At 34.7% G+C, this 15,080-nt stretch carries 17 protein-coding genes and 2 pseudogenes; 4 read left to right on the top strand and 15 right to left on the bottom strand.

Annotated features, from left to right (window positions below):
• Positions 1-4: 4 nt before the first annotated feature.
• The 4 genes from AC4BBX_RS00890 to AC4BBX_RS00875 form a co-directional block, all read right to left on the bottom strand.
• Entirely contained in the window at positions 5-505 is a 501-nt protein-coding gene (locus AC4BBX_RS00890) for a cell wall elongation regulator TseB-like domain-containing protein (RefSeq protein WP_490454602.1), read from the bottom strand.
• 65 nt (positions 506-570) lie between these two features.
• Positions 571-3,333, bottom strand: a complete 2,763-nt coding sequence (locus AC4BBX_RS00885) for a helicase C-terminal domain-containing protein (RefSeq protein ID WP_490454601.1) — start codon at positions 3,331-3,333, stop codon at positions 571-573.
• Positions 3,334-3,498: 165 nt separating this feature from the next.
• The gene (locus tag AC4BBX_RS00880; protein ID WP_490454600.1) at positions 3,499-3,699 is read right to left on the bottom strand and encodes a cold-shock protein; all 201 of its coding nucleotides are present in this window, start codon (positions 3,697-3,699) and stop codon (positions 3,499-3,501) included.
• Between the two features lie 613 nt (positions 3,700-4,312).
• On the bottom strand, positions 4,313-5,431 hold the full coding sequence (locus AC4BBX_RS00875) for a baeRF6 domain-containing protein (RefSeq protein ID WP_490454599.1): 1,119 nt from the start codon (positions 5,429-5,431) through the stop codon (positions 4,313-4,315).
• Positions 5,432-5,584: 153 nt separating this feature from the next.
• On the opposite strand from AC4BBX_RS00875, the gene AC4BBX_RS00870 reads away from it, so the two are divergent.
• Together AC4BBX_RS00870 and AC4BBX_RS00865 are read left to right on the top strand one after the other, a co-directional pair.
• Positions 5,585-6,025 carry a MepB family protein gene (locus AC4BBX_RS00870; RefSeq protein ID WP_490454598.1) on the top strand — a complete coding sequence of 147 codons (441 nt, stop codon included), beginning with the start codon at positions 5,585-5,587 and terminating at the stop codon, positions 6,023-6,025.
• A 269-nt stretch (positions 6,026-6,294) separates the two neighbouring features.
• Positions 6,295-7,633: pseudogene (locus AC4BBX_RS00865) on the top strand (Y-family DNA polymerase).
• Positions 7,634-7,692: 59 nt separating this feature from the next.
• Here AC4BBX_RS00865 and rpmG read toward each other — a convergent pair.
• The 8 genes and pseudogenes from rpmG to AC4BBX_RS00825 form a co-directional block, all read right to left on the bottom strand.
• The gene (gene rpmG, locus AC4BBX_RS00860; RefSeq protein WP_490454597.1) at positions 7,693-7,842 is read right to left on the bottom strand and encodes a 50S ribosomal protein L33; all 150 of its coding nucleotides are present in this window, start codon (positions 7,840-7,842) and stop codon (positions 7,693-7,695) included.
• A 33-nt stretch (positions 7,843-7,875) separates the two neighbouring features.
• The gene (locus AC4BBX_RS00855) at positions 7,876-8,256 is read right to left on the bottom strand and encodes a hypothetical protein (RefSeq protein WP_490454596.1); all 381 of its coding nucleotides are present in this window, start codon (positions 8,254-8,256) and stop codon (positions 7,876-7,878) included.
• Between the two features lie 12 nt (positions 8,257-8,268).
• Positions 8,269-8,436: a 50S ribosomal protein L32 gene (gene rpmF, locus AC4BBX_RS00850; RefSeq protein WP_490454595.1), complete on the bottom strand. Its 168-nt coding sequence runs from the start codon at positions 8,434-8,436 to the stop codon at positions 8,269-8,271.
• A 25-nt stretch (positions 8,437-8,461) separates the two neighbouring features.
• Positions 8,462-8,731: a 30S ribosomal protein S14 gene (gene rpsN, locus AC4BBX_RS00845; protein WP_490454594.1), complete on the bottom strand. Its 270-nt coding sequence runs from the start codon at positions 8,729-8,731 to the stop codon at positions 8,462-8,464.
• A 114-nt stretch (positions 8,732-8,845) separates the two neighbouring features.
• Positions 8,846-8,977: a hypothetical protein gene (locus tag AC4BBX_RS00840; RefSeq protein WP_490454593.1), complete on the bottom strand. Its 132-nt coding sequence runs from the start codon at positions 8,975-8,977 to the stop codon at positions 8,846-8,848.
• Complete coding sequence (locus tag AC4BBX_RS00835; RefSeq protein WP_490455733.1) at positions 8,974-9,345, bottom strand: GTP-binding protein; 372 nt, start codon at positions 9,343-9,345, stop codon at positions 8,974-8,976. The genes AC4BBX_RS00840 and AC4BBX_RS00835 overlap by 4 nt, the downstream gene beginning before the upstream one ends.
• Positions 9,346-9,390: 45 nt before the next feature.
• Positions 9,391-9,975 (bottom strand): annotated as a pseudogene (locus AC4BBX_RS00830) (CobW family GTP-binding protein); the annotation flags it as partial.
• Between the two features lie 124 nt (positions 9,976-10,099).
• Positions 10,100-11,110 (bottom strand): CobW family GTP-binding protein, encoded by a 1,011-nt coding sequence (locus AC4BBX_RS00825; protein WP_490454592.1) that lies wholly within the window; start codon positions 11,108-11,110, stop codon positions 10,100-10,102.
• Positions 11,111-11,289: 179 nt separating this feature from the next.
• On the opposite strand from AC4BBX_RS00825, the gene AC4BBX_RS00820 reads away from it, so the two are divergent.
• Positions 11,290-11,658, top strand: coding sequence for a Fur family transcriptional regulator (locus tag AC4BBX_RS00820; RefSeq protein WP_490454591.1), 369 nt, complete (start codon positions 11,290-11,292; stop codon positions 11,656-11,658).
• Positions 11,659-11,876: 218 nt separating this feature from the next.
• Complete coding sequence (locus AC4BBX_RS00815) at positions 11,877-12,983, top strand: IS4 family transposase (RefSeq protein WP_490454590.1); 1,107 nt, start codon at positions 11,877-11,879, stop codon at positions 12,981-12,983.
• Positions 12,984-13,161: 178 nt separating this feature from the next.
• Here AC4BBX_RS00815 and AC4BBX_RS00810 read toward each other — a convergent pair whose 3' ends face one another.
• The 3 genes from AC4BBX_RS00810 to AC4BBX_RS00800 are packed head-to-tail and all read right to left on the bottom strand — an operon-like array spanning position 13,162 to position 15,001.
• Positions 13,162-13,701 carry a TIGR01440 family protein gene (locus AC4BBX_RS00810; RefSeq protein ID WP_490454589.1) on the bottom strand — a complete coding sequence of 180 codons (540 nt, stop codon included), beginning with the start codon at positions 13,699-13,701 and terminating at the stop codon, positions 13,162-13,164.
• Positions 13,701-14,201, bottom strand: a complete 501-nt coding sequence (locus AC4BBX_RS00805; protein ID WP_490454588.1) for an ECF transporter S component — start codon at positions 14,199-14,201, stop codon at positions 13,701-13,703. Before AC4BBX_RS00805 ends, AC4BBX_RS00810 begins: the two co-directional genes overlap by 1 nt.
• Positions 14,201-15,001: a hydroxymethylpyrimidine/phosphomethylpyrimidine kinase gene (locus tag AC4BBX_RS00800; RefSeq protein ID WP_490454587.1), complete on the bottom strand. Its 801-nt coding sequence runs from the start codon at positions 14,999-15,001 to the stop codon at positions 14,201-14,203. The genes AC4BBX_RS00805 and AC4BBX_RS00800 overlap by 1 nt, the downstream gene beginning before the upstream one ends.
• Positions 15,002-15,080: the final 79 nt, after the last annotated feature.

Here is a 15,080-nt window from a genome sequence, read left to right as displayed (position 1 = left end):
CTACTTAAATATTTTCAATCACTTTTATTATTTCGCCTTCTTTAAATGTTACCAAGTAGTAAGTATTTCCAGAAGCACCGCCAGTCATTACTTCCCAAACTGCTTGATTATCAAATAGACCGAAACTAACTTTCTCAATTTCTTCATCAGAATATTCTGAGCGAATGATGCTTTTTACGTCCGCCTCTGAAATCCCCTCATTTTGATTAAGTACGGTAATCTGTTCACCAGATTTTGGAATCACTGCAATTAGCTCTTGACTGTCTGCATCTTCCCCAAAAACAGTAAAATACGTTTCCTCACGAGTAAACCAATAAAAAGAATCAATTTCTTCCATGTCAACGTATTCTTGTGCCAATTGTGTCGCCTCGGCCTTCGCTTGTCTCAAAGGGCGAGAAGATCGAATGTAAAAAATTGATGAAAAAAGAATAATACTTAACATAACGGTAGCTGCCGTCAAAGCAGTAATCGCTAATTTTTTTTCTCTTTTTTCGCTTTTGTCCAAGTCTTACACTCCTTTCATAACTAGCTTTTATTATACAAAAACTTTTTAGGAATCTGTACTATTTTTTATTCATTTTCTTGTTTTTCGATAAAATTTAAGGTAGCTTCTTTTATTTCTTCTATAGATGCTTCGATTATTGGTAATTCCTTAGGGAGCGCACGGGCGATTTTTTTTCCATATTTCGTACGCACAATCCGAGAGTCTAAAATGACCATCGTTCCCTTATCCTCTTCAGAACGAATTAAACGTCCTAAACCTTGTCTTAGTTTTAAAGCTGCTTTAGGAAGTGTTTCTTCCATAAATGGATTCATACCGGCTTCTTTTAAGTAGTCATATCTAGCTTGGACCAATAAGCGTTCAGGATTTTCAAAAGGCAATCTTGTTACAATTAACAACTGCAAGGCATCACCTGGCAAATCTACCCCTTCCCAAAAACTATCTGCTCCAAATAAAATACTGTTCTTCGATTGCATGAATCGTTTTAAAAGCTTCTCTCGACTCCCTCCAATACCTTGGGCGATAATTTCACGTCCATGTTCTAAAAAGTGCATATGCATTCGTTCATAGACTCTTTGCAAAATATCATGGGAAGTAAATAAAACCAATACCGGTTGATTCGTGTCTTTTAATAAAATCGTTAATTGACGAGTTAAAAAATAAACATATTCTGGTACAGATAACTCTTTAGGAACAATATCAGTATCTAGAACAAAAAGTTGTGCTTGTTTTTCATAATCATATACAGAAGGAATCACTTTTAACGATGCTTCTGGAATTCCTAAGCGATTGGCAAAATACTGGCGATTACCAGAAACTCTTAATGTTCCTCCAAGATATAAGATTTTTTCATATCGGTCATACCAACGAGTATTAGGTAAAAGAGCTGCATCAAAATCAACGAGCTGAATTTTTGCTGTCATTCGATTCCCATAAGGAAAAATAAAATGCACATAGTTTTTCGACCAGTCATTAAACCAGCATTGAATGATTGTTGCTTGTTTAGACATTTCTTCAAAAAAAGAAATCAATTGACCAAAAAGAATCTGTTGACGATTAAGCCACGCATCACTGATTTGGGTCATTCCTGGTAATAACTCTTCCTGTAATTGCAAAACCTCTTCATAATAAAGCAATAAACGTTGAATATTTTTTTCGGTACTTAAACTAACTGCTTGGCGCTCTGTTTCGGTCACAATTTTTTCTTCTTTAACTGGCCAATTAGCTGTCCATTCCGCAAAAATATCTTCCTGTACATCAATAATTGCTCTTAATTCTTGTCGGTATAATTGAAATATCCGTAACAATTCTTCATTGTTATCTAATAACATCTCAATCAAATCAAAAAATTGACCCGAGTCTTGGAATTGTCCTAATTTTTTCTCAAAAGAAGCGGTATCTACAAATAGATTAGACACTTTTTCCAAAGTATCAGGCAAATGATGGGCTTCATCAATAATCAAGTAACGACTATTAGGAATTAGCTGCTCTTTTCGCTGTGTTTCTTGTGCCAATAAGGCATGATTCACAATCAAAACATTACTTTGTTTCATCTTTGCATGAAGATGGCGTAAAAAATCTTCCTGATAAAAGGCTTGCTTCGTTGATAAGTATTCAATTCCACGATGTTGTATTTCTTGAAACAAAGTATGATTCAAACGAATCAAATTAAGTTCCGCAAAATCTCCTGTTGTCGTTTGGGTTAACCAGACTAAGATACCCATTTGATACATCGCGTATTGCTTTTGTTTTAAAGGTACGGTCAATGTCGCTTTAAATCGTTGCAAATCAATATAGTGTCGTTTGCTTTTAACAATTGTTGCTTGAATCGGTTGTTCTAAAATTGTGTTAAGCAAAGGGATATCTTGATTCATCAACTGTTGTTGCAACAAAATAGATACGGTACTAATAATGACTGGCTCTTCTGGTGTTGCTAGATAGTGAGCCGGTAAAAGATAGCCGATGGTTTTTCCCATACCTGTAGAGGCCTCCATCAACAAATCCTTAGGTCCTTCTTCAGCAAAATGTCGATAAATACTATTCATTAATTTGCCTTGTTCTTTACGATAAGTTAGTTTTTCTTGATAAAGAGTTATTTTTTCTTTTTTACTTACCGGAAACGCTTTGGCAAATTGTTGTTCTTCAAATAACTGTACTTCTTTTTTTCTTAAGGCAATCCCATCAATCACTGCTATCTCAGGATTTAGCCTTTCTGGACTTTCTTGCATTTCTTGAAGAATTTTTTGGATATATTCTCCTGTTTGACGACTGGTTGCTTCACTTAACTTAGCTATTTGTTCGACAGTAATTAATGGTAACTTTTTCATAACCTTTTCGATATAAATTAATAATTCCGCTGTCACTTCAGCATCACTATCCGCTTGATGAGGATTATCATGAGAAAGATCTAGACTTTCTGCCAAATCTCCCAATCGAAAACTAATTTCTGTCGGTAAAAAAATCTGTGCTAACTCGACTGTATCCACACCGGGAATGGTTAAAGGAGGCATACCACAGCGTTGTAATTCATGATTTAAAAAATTGTAGTCAAAATGAATATTATGAGCAACAAAAACCGTATCTTCCAACAGATTAAAAATAGTGATCGCAATATCTTCAAAAAAAGGTGCTTTCTTCACACGCTTATTAGAAATTTTAGTCAAACTTTGAATTTGTTTCGAAATTGGTTGCCCTGGATTAATATCAGCAGAAAAACGTCCAACGATTTCACTATTTTCTACTAAAACACAGCCAAACTGAATAATTCGATCGACTTTCGGATCCGTCCCTGTTGTCTCAATATCTACAATTGCATAGGTGGTGGTTTTCAATTTTATCCCTCCTTGATCCGCTTTTTCTATTATACTACAAACCAAGGAAATTCGACTAGCTTAGTAAAAACTATCAAAGATCTTTTTAAGAAAAACGTTTCTTATAAAGTTTAGTGCACAAAAAAAGACGAAGCACAATGCTTCGTCTTGACTAATCATATAGAATTAAGCTTTAGCAACGTTAGTAGCTTGAGGGCCACGTTGACCTTCTTCGATATCAAAAGTTACTGTTTGGCCTTCTTCTAATGTTTTGAAACCATCAGTTTGGATAGCTGAAAAGTGAACGAATACGTCGTTTCCATTTTCTGCAGTGATAAATCCAAAACCTTTGTCTGCGTTAAACCATTTTACTGTACCTGTTTCCATGTTAAAAAATCCTCCTTGTGTATTCACACATATTTTGCAATTACTTGTTAGGTGAAAATTTGGAAGATGTTTTTAAATGAAACAAACTACCATAATTTACCGTACAAAAACTACAAATATATTATAGCACAGGTAAATAAAAAATAGCTACTTTTTTTATGTTTATTTAAAAAGAATCTGTTATTTAGCTATCACTATTTACAGTCAAAGCTAAATCAACCTTGAAACCTCCAGAACAAAACTCCAAAAGCTCATTGGTCATGTCAGACCGCCACGAGCCTCTTTACAGAGTCTCTTTGGCTGCTGACGTTCAAACGCTGACTAAGCGCTAATCGCACTAATCGCACTAAGTCAGTGTAATTCATTCAGCTCTTTGGAAAACGACCAATGACTTTCTACGTTTTGTTCTTCCAGTTTTAATCACTTTCTTACACAACGTTTGAACTTCGAAATGTTTGAAACTCTTGTAAATAGATTAAGATTGATTTCTCAGAATGTCTATTCTTTACGCACGAATGACTTGAAAGCTTATCATTTTTTATCTGACTATTAAGTGTACTATTTATCAAACTTTTTTAAGAAAAAGCAGGTCCTTGTCCAAAATCAAAATCGCTTAATACCGTAAAATGGCTACTAATTCTTTTTGTCCTGGTGCATCGTCTTGATCCAATACATATACCGTACCACCATTGCGAATCGTATCGTCTGCCAATGTGTTTAAAACTTGTCTCCAATCATACTCAGTTTCAGGATTTTCACCAAAACCATCAATCAAATTAGAAGTGGAAATAAACAAATCGGAAATTCGACCTGATGACGCAGCTTGTTTGATATCAGCTAATTGATCAAAATGTTTTCGTTCAATTAATTTTTGATAATTTTCTACTTCTTTTGCTGCTAGTTGTTCATCAAGTTGATTGACGCTTTTTTCAATTTGACTAGTCGATAATTGTGAAGGTGAAGCAGAGACTGCAAATTGGCTATCGACACTTGGGTTTTTCGCAACTTTCTTAAACATCGTTTGGTTTTCTGGTAAAGCATACAGATAAATCGGTAATTTTTCTTCATTTGGAAACTCATCTTTCAGATAACTATCCACTGCTTGGTAATAGTTGATCCAATCGATTTCTACTTCTTCATCTTTTGCACTCACACCATGGTAGGCTACAGAATCTCGTCCACCATTTGAACCTTGCGCACGAAAATTCAGATTTCCACCTGTGATTTCTTCTCCTAAAGCAATTTTGATATCTGTTGGTGCATCATCTGGCAATGGTACTTCAGATACTTTTTTATTGTACATTACATATAGCTTTAGAGAGTCCCGATTTAAACCTAATAAATAGTAATCATAGTTAAATTGGGCATTTTTGATAATCGCAAGTAAATAAGGAGTATCCCCTACATAGTATTGATCATCGACACGAATACTCAATCGATGAATATAAGTTTCCTTGTCTGTTAAAATTACCGCCACACTCGTTGTTGCACTGCGCCAGAAATCTCGATCACTCAATAATGTGTCAATTTTGTCTTGAAAATTTGACCAGTCTTGATCAGGATATTTTTTTTCAAATCTTTTCTTTGCTTCTTTCGCAAAGTTTTTAAACTTCAATTGATCTTTTTCAATATCCTGATGTGCCACATGAGTGTTTAACATAATCGTGAGAAACGGTCCTTTGACACCTTCAGAAGTAAGTTGATCCAACAATTCTTTTCCAATTTTCGCCATAAACATACCCTCCTACAAATTATATCTTACATATTCAGTGTATCATGACAGAGACTTCCATCCAAATGAAACGGTTACAAAAAATTAACGCTTTACAAACAAGAACATTAGTTCGTATAATGTAACTATATTTACGAAGGAGAACACAATTATATGCTGTCATTTGATATTTTAAAAAAAACATTCGGTGAATTTAAAGTATTAAAAGAAGAACGATGGAATTCTGATTATGAAGGGATTCTGATAAAAACAGTAGATTCCAATCAATTCATTCGATCAAGACTCGCCAAAAAAACTTCAAAGAAAGCTGGATATTTTACTGTATTTTGGATGAAAAATAAGCAATATCAAAATGTTCCCTATACTGATGTAACTTCTCCAGAACTATTAGCTATTGTAATCCATGATGAAAATCGAAAAGGTATTTTTCTAATACCAAAAGACATTGCCATCAAGAAAAATATACTCACTAGTCAACATACAAAAGGCAAAATGGCTATGCGCTTTTATCCAACATGGTGTTCTCAACTAAATAAAACTGCTCTCGCTACTCAAAAATGGCAGGTAAAATATTTTACAGATTTGTCAGAGTAAGATTGCAACTTTGAGAAATTTAAATACTTTATTACGAACGAGGTTGCCACTCCTACTTTGCCAGTCTCACTTACTAGGAACTTCAAACTAGTGAGATGGTATGCGTGGAGAGAATAGGACTCAAATTTTTGATTTTGAAAATTTGAATACTCTAAATCGAAGTAGCACTAGGAACTCCAAGCTAGTAGGATGGTATCCGAAATTTCAACTAGACTAAAATTTCGGTTTTAAGAAATTTTAATACATTAATAGAAATTAGGTGAATCCCCATACCAAAAATAGATTACACTCATGAGCCTAGGCGAGATATTCTTTTTTATCGATGTAAAAAGCTTCTATGCTACTGTCGAGTGTGTGGCGCTTGGACTTGATCCTTTAGAGACAATGCTGGTAGTCATGAGTAGTAGTGATAATACTGGTAATGGCTTGATTTTAGCAGCGTCACCTAAAGCCAAAGAAGTTCTTGGTGTTTCAAATGTTACCCGATCAGATAATGTACCTAATCATCCAGAACTCCACAAAGTACCTCAGCGTATGAGCTATTATATTGAAAAAAATATGCAAATCATCGAAATTTTTAGTCGTTTTGTTGCAGAGGAAGATTTATTGATTTACTCCATTGATGAAGCAATCCTAGATGTCACGGCATCACTCAACTTATTTTTTCCTGATCCAAGATTAACTATACAACAAAAACGTTATTAGATATCTTCTTTGATTCAAAAAACAGTACATGAAGAACTGGGACTTGTTTTAACCGTAGGAATTAGAGATAATCCTCTTCTTGCCAAATTAGCTTTAGATAATGCTGCAAAACATAATTACCAACACAAATTTAAGGCTGAATGGACTTATGATACTATTGCTGATACTGTTTGGAAAATTCCAGTGATGACTGATTTCTGGGGGATTGGATACCGAACACAAAAACGACTATATAAACTAGGTATCGATACTATTTACCAATTGGCTCATGCAGATCCTGATTTACTTGCTCAGCGATTTGGTGTGATTGGTGAGCAATTGAATTATCATGCAAATGGTATCGATCGAACTATTCTATCGGAAACTTCTCCCGTTCCTAAAGAAAAATCTTATGGTAACAGTCAAGTTTTACCCAAAAATTATACAGATGTTCATGAAATCAGAATAGTTGTAGGGGAAATGGCCGAACAAGTTGCAGCAAGGATTCGCAGACATGGTTGTCTCACTCAATGTGTCAGTCTTTATATTGGTTCCGCTTATGGTGAAAAAGACAAAAGTTTTTCTCACCAGATGAAAATTGATGCAACAAACCAGACGAAAGAATTAAAACGTTATTGCCTTTACCTTTTCGATAAATATTATCAAGGTCAAGCCATTCGCCATGTTGGCATCAGTTATTCAAAGTTGGTTTATACCAGAAATCGACAACTAACCCTCTTTGAAGATCCGAATAAAATAGAATCTAATGAAAGATTGGATCAAATTATTGACCTTATTCGAGAAAAATATGGCTTTACTTCGATTATTCATGCGACCAGTAAATTAGAAGGTGCAAGAAGTGTTGCCAGAAGTCATTTAGTTGGCGGACATGATGGTGGTGCTGGTGGCCTAGATGGCTTGTAAATCCTAAAACAAACAAGCAAGAAATTCTCGAAATAAGGAGTTTTTCTTGCTTCGTTTACTTATTTTGTTTCTCTAAAAAGTGCTTTTCTTTTTAATTTCGGTGAGTATTTCATCAACTCCAAACGATCTGGAGTATTTCGTTTATTTTTACTAGTTAGATAAATTCGTTCTTTGGTTTCTACACATTCCAAGATAATATTTTGTCTCATGTTCATGCTCTCCTTTAACGAGTAATAGGAAAATTAACGATCTGCTAAATATTCCTCTACTTGCATTTTTTCATCATAATCTAAATTACCAGAGGACAACTCTTGTAAAATTTCTTCTTTTATTCTTAGTGGCATTTCCCAGAAACCATCAATGTTCTGAAATAAATCCGCATCATATCGCTCAAAATAAGGATAAATCATCAAAAATTCTTCGAAGCTGAGATTCTCTTCTTCATAATAATCTTTAACTAATCCATTTTCTAAAGCGTATTCGGTAGGCATGCCATTTTCTGTAATAATCCCTCTTTCCACCATCATTCGATACATCTCCGCTTTTGGTAGTTCTGTCGATTGATGTTCTGGAAAATGAAATTGAATACTCTGTTCAACTAGGGGTGGATAAATAATATTCATAGCTTTCACCTCTTAATCGATTACTTTTTTTCCTTTGTAATAACCATTCAAAGATACACGATGACTACGGCGATATTCACCAATAGTTTCATCATAAGATATCTCGGGTTTGCTTACTTTTTGATGTGTACGTCTTAAATTCTTTTTTGCTTTTGAAGTTTTTCGTGCTGGAACTGCCATTATCTTCTCTCCTATTCTTAAAGTTTTACCAACTTGCTTTTTTTACACCAGGAATTTGTCCCTTGTGTGCAAGCTTTCTGAAATTAATTCGGGACATGCCGAATTTTCTCATGTAGGCTCTCGGTCTTCCGTCAATCAAATCTCGATTGTTGTATCTGTTCGGATGAGAGTCTTTAGGTAACTTAGCTAAGGCTTTGTAGTCACCAGCTTTTTTTAATTCTCTACGCAAGTCTGCATATTTTTCAATCAATTCTCGTTGTTTACGAGCTTTTTCTATTTTCGATTTTTTAGCCATTTAATCGCCCTTTCTTTATTTAAAAAACACAAATCGTAATAATTACGTTTTAGACAATGTACAATTTATCAGTTTTTAAATACCTTGTCAACAATAAAAAATAAATTTTTCTTTTTACACTTCTTTAAACTCAAATGGATCTTTTACATTTGCTATAGTGTCTTGACTAGTAATCAAGCAAGTATCTAACTCCTGAATCAGTTTTCCCTGGTTTAAATTTGTTCCAATAAAAACTAATTCAATCATACGGTCCCCGTAATTTGTATCCCAGATTTCTGGTAGATTTTTCTGATTTTCATCATTTGTTCAACTTCCCATTGTTTTAAAGATGCAATCCAATACCCGCTATGACTAGTATCTATTGCCCTACCTGATTGTGAGATTTTAATAGCATTGTTAGGCTGAGTGACAAACCATACAACTCCCTTGCAACGAATAATTTCTTTAGGCCAACGATTTAACCAAGCATCAAAACGTTCTGGATGAAAAGGTTCTCTTCGACAATAGACAAAGCTTTGAATGGCTAACTCTTTTTCGATTTGACTGGAATTGTCTAGATGAGACGCAATTTGTCTGAAACTGGTTTTTTCATCAAATAAATGTGTATTTAGCACATGACTGATTGGAAATTGGCAAAAAGTACTTTCTACAATTTTTGCATGTGGCTGAATTTGTCGAATCAAAGATAGTAAATATTTTTTCTCTTCCGGACTAATCAAATCAATTTTGTTGAATAAGAGAACGTCACAACACTCGATCTGATTAATAATAACTTGGTTACTGCTTTGAAATTCCATGTTAAAGCGCCCATTCTCTGGTGTAAATTGTTGCAATAAACGAAAGGCATCTACCACACTCACCAAGGTATCTAGACGACAGAACTCTTTTAATTTTTCACCGAGAATCGTTTCACCTCGAGCAATAGATTTAGCAATTAAATCCGGTTGTGCAATTCCTGAAGATTCAATCAGAATATAGTCTACAGCTTGAGATTTCGTTAATTGATTCACTGCCACGATTAATTGGCCACTCAAATACCGACTGATGCTACCTGATTGAAGAGAAATTAATTGGTCCTCTTCTGTAAAAAAAGGAGATTTTTGAATAATTTTGGCATCAACATTAATTTCTGCTTAATCATTAGCAATAATTCCCAATCGAAGATCTCCTTTACATTTTAATAAATGCAAAAGTAAACTTGTTTTTCCAGAACCTAAATATCCTGATACAATTGTAATTGGCATTAAATAAGCCTGTTTTTCCTTGTCCATAAGATACATCTCTTTCTATTGACTGAATTTTTCGATCAAAACTAGATAATCGTTACTTTTTTTAAGAATTGAATTGATTTGATATTCTTTGTAAAGACTAACTTCGGTTTCCAATAATCAACGCACGAATCTCAGCTTCTGGCAGATTTTGACCAATCAAAACAATTTTAGTTGTTGGTTCTCCCTTCCAAGATTCTCCTTCATCTAATCGAAAAGCCATATTTACACCTTGAAGAACGACTGGTCGTTTATGACCTTCAATATTTAACAGCCCTTTGTAACGCATTAGATCCATGCCGTACAATCGGATCAAACGTTGAATCCAAAAAGCAACATCATCTGGTGCAAGCTTCTCGTCTATTTGAATGACAAAGCTGTTCACTGGAGTATGCACATGATGGTGATGATGCTCGTTATGGTCATGAGTATCGTGATGCTGATGATTATCAATCATATGATCAATATCTGCTTCAATTTGATTATCGTCTAGATCATGATCGAATAAATTCAAACCAATTAGTTCATTGAAGATTTCTGTTGATTGAAGAGGATACTTATCAATGAATGGATTAATTTTGGCTAATTTTTTCTGCAATTCACTTAATTCTTCCTTTGGTACTTCATCTGTTTTTGTCAGTAGTAGCCGGTCTGCAAATGCGATTTGTTCTGCCGCTTCTGGGTAGTGATCTAATTGATAGGTTGCATTTTTTGCATCTACTAAAGTTAAAATACTATCAATCATAAAAGATTCACTTAAAACTGGTGTTCTTAAAATTGTTTGCGCAATGGGGCTAGGTTCTGCCAAACCGCTTGTTTCAACAATCACTCGATCTATATCAATCTGACTACCCTCTATTATCGACATAATCCCTAAGAACATTTCTGCTAGATCTTCACGCAATATACAACACATACAGCCATTGTTCATTTGAAATATTCGCTCGTCTTCATCGATTAAGACAAGATCATGATCTATGCTTGTATCACCAAATTCATTCATGATGATAATGACTTTTTCTCGCCCCTTTGTTTTCAATAATTGATTTAACAAAGTTGTTTTTCCCGACCCTAAAAAGCCAGTTAAAATCGTCACTGGTATTAACGCCATCTTATATCCCTCTTCTTTCTATTAATTATTTCTGTTATATAAAAAACAAAATAGTTATTGCGAACCATTTGCAAGTATTCTAAACTACATGATTCCCTTTCGTCAACGATTAATTGCAAATCATTCGCATTTTAGCTATACTAATACATATATTTTCTTAGAGAAAGGAGTTCGATTTTATGAGAATGACCAAGCAAAGAAAAGCCATTATTGATTTATTTGAAAAACGACCTGACAACGCGCTAAGTGCGGAAATGATTTATCAACTTGTAGGTGATGATACGATGAATCTATCGACTGTTTATCGAAATATGGATAAATTATTGGAAGAAAAAATGATTAATAAAACGATGGTAGAATCCACTGCTTATTTTTACTTAGCGAACTCTGGTCACAATCATTTTATGATTTGTACGAATTGTCAAAAAATGATCCCCATCGGTTGCCTGATTAAAAAATTTTTACCCGAATTAGCTTCCGAAAACCATTTCAAAATTACAGGACATGACATTACCATCTTTGGCTTGTGTGAAGAATGTACAGTTTAAAGAAAAATTCTGAAAGTCTGTCTATTATTAATAAAAAATTTCCAAAAGAAAAAGTTCTAACTAATGTTAAAAATGACATTAGTTAGAACTTTTTCAAATTTAATTGATACTTGTTATCACTAGTGTTGCATAAAAAATTGTACTGTTCCATGAAACAAAAAAATCCTTTATACTAGTACTCGGATGACTTATCCAAGACCAATAAAAAGGACTAACTCATGGATAAGTATAAAACAAATTCGGCATTTAATAAATGGTTTTCTGCCATAAATGTAGAAAATCTTTCTGTTTCTGCTAAACAATTCATTGTCAATTACAATTCATATCGGAAAAAACTCTCTTTTGAAGCGGTGTTGAAGCTTTTTCTCTACGCAATTAATGAAGAAAAAGAGAGTTTGCGTGACTTGAGTACGTCTCTCATCAACGAATCACTTCAACTAGAAACCGACGTGACCACCATCAGTCATACGCAATTATCACGTGCGTTCAATGCACTTGATTCCAGCGTGTTAGAAGAAATCTTCCAACAGCTTTTAGAAAAAATCCACTCTCAGACAAGACCAACTAAGCGAAATAGTCTGTATCTGATTGATTCCAGTACGTTTTCTCTGAGTCTCAATCGCCACAAATGGGCGACTTTTCGCCAAACAAAATCAGGCGTTAAGTTACACTTAAACTACTGTTATATGAACGATGCCACGATGTATCCCACTGATTTTACCTTAACCAATGCCCGTGAACATGATGTCAATCAACTGCCCTTGCTGGTGAATAAACCTGAAGCGACCTACGTGTTTGATCGTGGCTACTTGGACTTTGAAAAGATGGATCAGATGCATGGGGACGGCTACTTCTTCGTTACACGTATCAAAAAGAACACCCATGTTCACTTGATAGAAACACTGGAAACATCACCAGAAAAAGAAATTCTACGAGATGAACTGGTTCGTTTGGGTTCTAAGACTTATCTGACTGCCAATTTCCGACTCGTTACTGTTCAAGATAAAAGTAGACGTGAATTTCAATTTATTACCAATCGAATGGACGTCTCTTCAAAAGAAATCTCTGATATGTATCACGCGCGTTGGCAAATTGAATTGTTTTTCAAACATATCAAACAACACATGACCAGTAAAACGTTTTTTTCTCAAAGTGAACAGGGCGTGCATAATCAGTTGATTTTAACCATGATTTCCGCACTGTTAACCTTTCTTATTAAAGTAGAAACCAACACAAAACAATCTGTGTTTCAAATCAAACGATTCTTTCGTTATTTACTGTTTCTTCCGTTTGAGTGTTGGTTAGAGAAGTTGATTCCAACATGAGAACAAGAAAATGGCGTGTCACTTTTGGTTTTCAGCTAAATAACAGGTAAAAAATTTTCTGGAAAAAGTCATCCTCTGCGTCAGCACAGTTTTTTTGGCTTATTTCCAGAGAAAGTAGTTTTCAGAATATTCTAAAATACTTTTATGCAACACTAGTGACTTGTTATAAGATATATTTTTAGTAAGCAGCTCTTGGGCCACCAATATATTTTGGACGAGAACGTAATGCTGTGACATGCGCATGACCTAGTTCTTTTTTTGTAGGTCTAACAGGTACTTGCACATGTTTAATATGCATACCAATCGAAGTATCACCGATATCAATTCCCGCTTGTCCAATGACTGATTCAACTTCAACTGGATCTTCAAAGTATTTGAAAGCAGCCACTGAACACGCTCCACCTGCATGTAGACTTGGCAACACGGATACAATTTCCCAATTTTTCTTTTCTGCAATCCTACGTTCGACAACTAATGCTCGATTAAGATGTTCACAACCTTGCACAGCAAGAAAAATACCCTGAGGATCTAAAATTGTTTTTAATGTTGTAATAATCCATTCTCCAATTTCTTTACTAGGATTTTTCCCAATGATTCCTCCTGAAATCTCACTCGTGCTACAACCCAAAACGAAGGTGTCGCCGTCTTTTAAATTGGCTGCTTCTAAAATTTCTTCAACCATTTGGCTTAGTTCTTGAATTAACGCCTCTTTTTCCATTATTTCCCTTCTTTCATCAAAGGCAATTTAATTTTACGTAGCGCTGAAATTAACAATACCGTCAAGGCACTGCCAAAAATATTTTGGACGATATTACCAAAAATTGAAGCAATTCCTGCTGGCCAAGTATATAAAAGAGCTGTCGCCAATGCATAACCAACCACCATCACCAAACTTGCAATTCCTAAACCAAACCAGTTTTTATATTTCCACTGCTTCTGAAAGAAATAACCCGCGATTGCTCCTTGAATTCCATGAATCACAATTGAAAAAATAATCCATTGAGGGTAACCAGAAAATAAATCGATCAATCCTCCACTTAACGCACCTACCCAAAAACCACCCAAAGGACCGAGTAAATAAGCTGCTGTGTATATCCCAACTTCACAAAGAGTCACAAACCCATTTGTTGCAGGAACTGGAAAAATAAATAAAAGCGAAACGACAACAGTCAATGCTGTCAACATAGCGATGTGTACGAAATTTTTTTGTAAACTCATTATTGAGAGCTCCTTTCAAGATTAGGATGCCAGACGTTGCCATCAGCCCCTAGTGATACTCCATTTTCGATAGCTTCATAAACAAAACGTTTGCTTAGCTTAATACTTTCAATCATTGAAAAACCTTGTACTAGATAGGAACAGATGGCTGCAGAAAGACAGCAGCCTGCACCATTAATTGTCTTTTTCTCAGAGATTGGGCCATCAAATTTCTGAGCGACTTTACCATCCATATAATAATCTATCGCCGAATCTTTAGCGATTTTAGTACCACCTTTTAAAAGAATCGGTGTGCCCGTTTCAGCAAATAATTGTTGGCATGTTTTTTCCATATCAGAAATAGTTTGAATTTCACTATAGTTAGTCAATAATTTCATTTCTTTCAAATTTGGGGTCACAACATCTGCAAATGGAATTAATTTTTTTATTTTATCTATATATTCATCTTGTAAATGTTGTTCTGTCTCTTTAAATGCCAAAACTGGATCTAAAATGATTGGAAAATTACCGCGATTTCGTTTGCAAAAGTCTTGGACAAGTTCGATAGTCTCAAGATTGCTTAACAGTCCAATTTTGATTCCATCCAATTGAAAAGATGATTCGATTGTTTTCAATTGTTCATCTATTAAATAGGCTGGCAAACTTCGAATAACAAAGTCCTCATTTTTTTCAACCGCTATACAAGTTAAGACACTCAAACCAAATGATTGTAAGTTTTCAAATGTTTTGAGATCCGTCTGAATGCCTCCGCCACCCCAAGTGTCAGAGCCACCAATTGTTAGTATTTTTAAAACCATCATTTCACATCCTTTGAACTATTATAAAAGGTTACGAACCAAAAGAAAACAACCAATTGGCTACTTACATTACCATCCAATT

The organism is Enterococcus sp. AMC1157 (assembly GCF_058216555.1).
The sequence above is the reverse complement of the archived record's forward strand: the minus strand, read 5'-3'. Positions and strand labels throughout refer to the sequence as shown.

What these genes read in the sequence shown, in the direction of transcription:
- AC4BBX_RS00875 (WP_490454599.1), bottom strand. Translation starts at nt 5,431, where the DNA reads ATGGCGAAAATTGGAAAAGAATTGTTGGATCAACTTACTTCTGAAGGT.
- rpmG (WP_490454597.1), bottom strand. Translation starts at nt 7,842, where the DNA reads ATGAGACAAAATATTATCTTGGAATGTGTAGAAACCAAAGAACGAATT.
- rpsN (WP_490454594.1), bottom strand. Translation starts at nt 8,731, where the DNA reads ATGGCTAAAAAATCGAAAATAGAAAAAGCTCGTAAACAACGAGAATTG.
- AC4BBX_RS00855 (WP_490454596.1), bottom strand. Translation starts at nt 8,256, where the DNA reads ATGAATATTATTTATCCACCCCTAGTTGAACAGAGTATTCAATTTCAT.
- AC4BBX_RS00815 (WP_490454590.1), top strand. Translation starts at nt 11,877, where the DNA reads ATGGATAAGTATAAAACAAATTCGGCATTTAATAAATGGTTTTCTGCC.
- AC4BBX_RS00805 (WP_490454588.1), bottom strand. Translation starts at nt 14,201, where the DNA reads ATGAGTTTACAAAAAAATTTCGTACACATCGCTATGTTGACAGCATTG.
- AC4BBX_RS00820 (WP_490454591.1), top strand. Translation starts at nt 11,290, where the DNA reads ATGAGAATGACCAAGCAAAGAAAAGCCATTATTGATTTATTTGAAAAA.
- AC4BBX_RS00800 (WP_490454587.1), bottom strand. Translation starts at nt 15,001, where the DNA reads ATGATGGTTTTAAAAATACTAACAATTGGTGGCTCTGACACTTGGGGT.
- AC4BBX_RS00825 (WP_490454592.1), bottom strand. Translation starts at nt 11,110, where the DNA reads ATGGCGTTAATACCAGTGACGATTTTAACTGGCTTTTTAGGGTCGGGA.
- AC4BBX_RS00880 (WP_490454600.1), bottom strand. Translation starts at nt 3,699, where the DNA reads ATGGAAACAGGTACAGTAAAATGGTTTAACGCAGACAAAGGTTTTGGA.
- AC4BBX_RS00870 (WP_490454598.1), top strand. Translation starts at nt 5,585, where the DNA reads ATGCTGTCATTTGATATTTTAAAAAAAACATTCGGTGAATTTAAAGTA.
- rpmF (WP_490454595.1), bottom strand. Translation starts at nt 8,436, where the DNA reads ATGGCAGTTCCAGCACGAAAAACTTCAAAAGCAAAAAAGAATTTAAGA.
- AC4BBX_RS00810 (WP_490454589.1), bottom strand. Translation starts at nt 13,701, where the DNA reads ATGGAAAAAGAGGCGTTAATTCAAGAACTAAGCCAAATGGTTGAAGAA.
- AC4BBX_RS00840 (WP_490454593.1), bottom strand. Translation starts at nt 8,977, where the DNA reads ATGATTGAATTAGTTTTTATTGGAACAAATTTAAACCAGGGAAAACTG.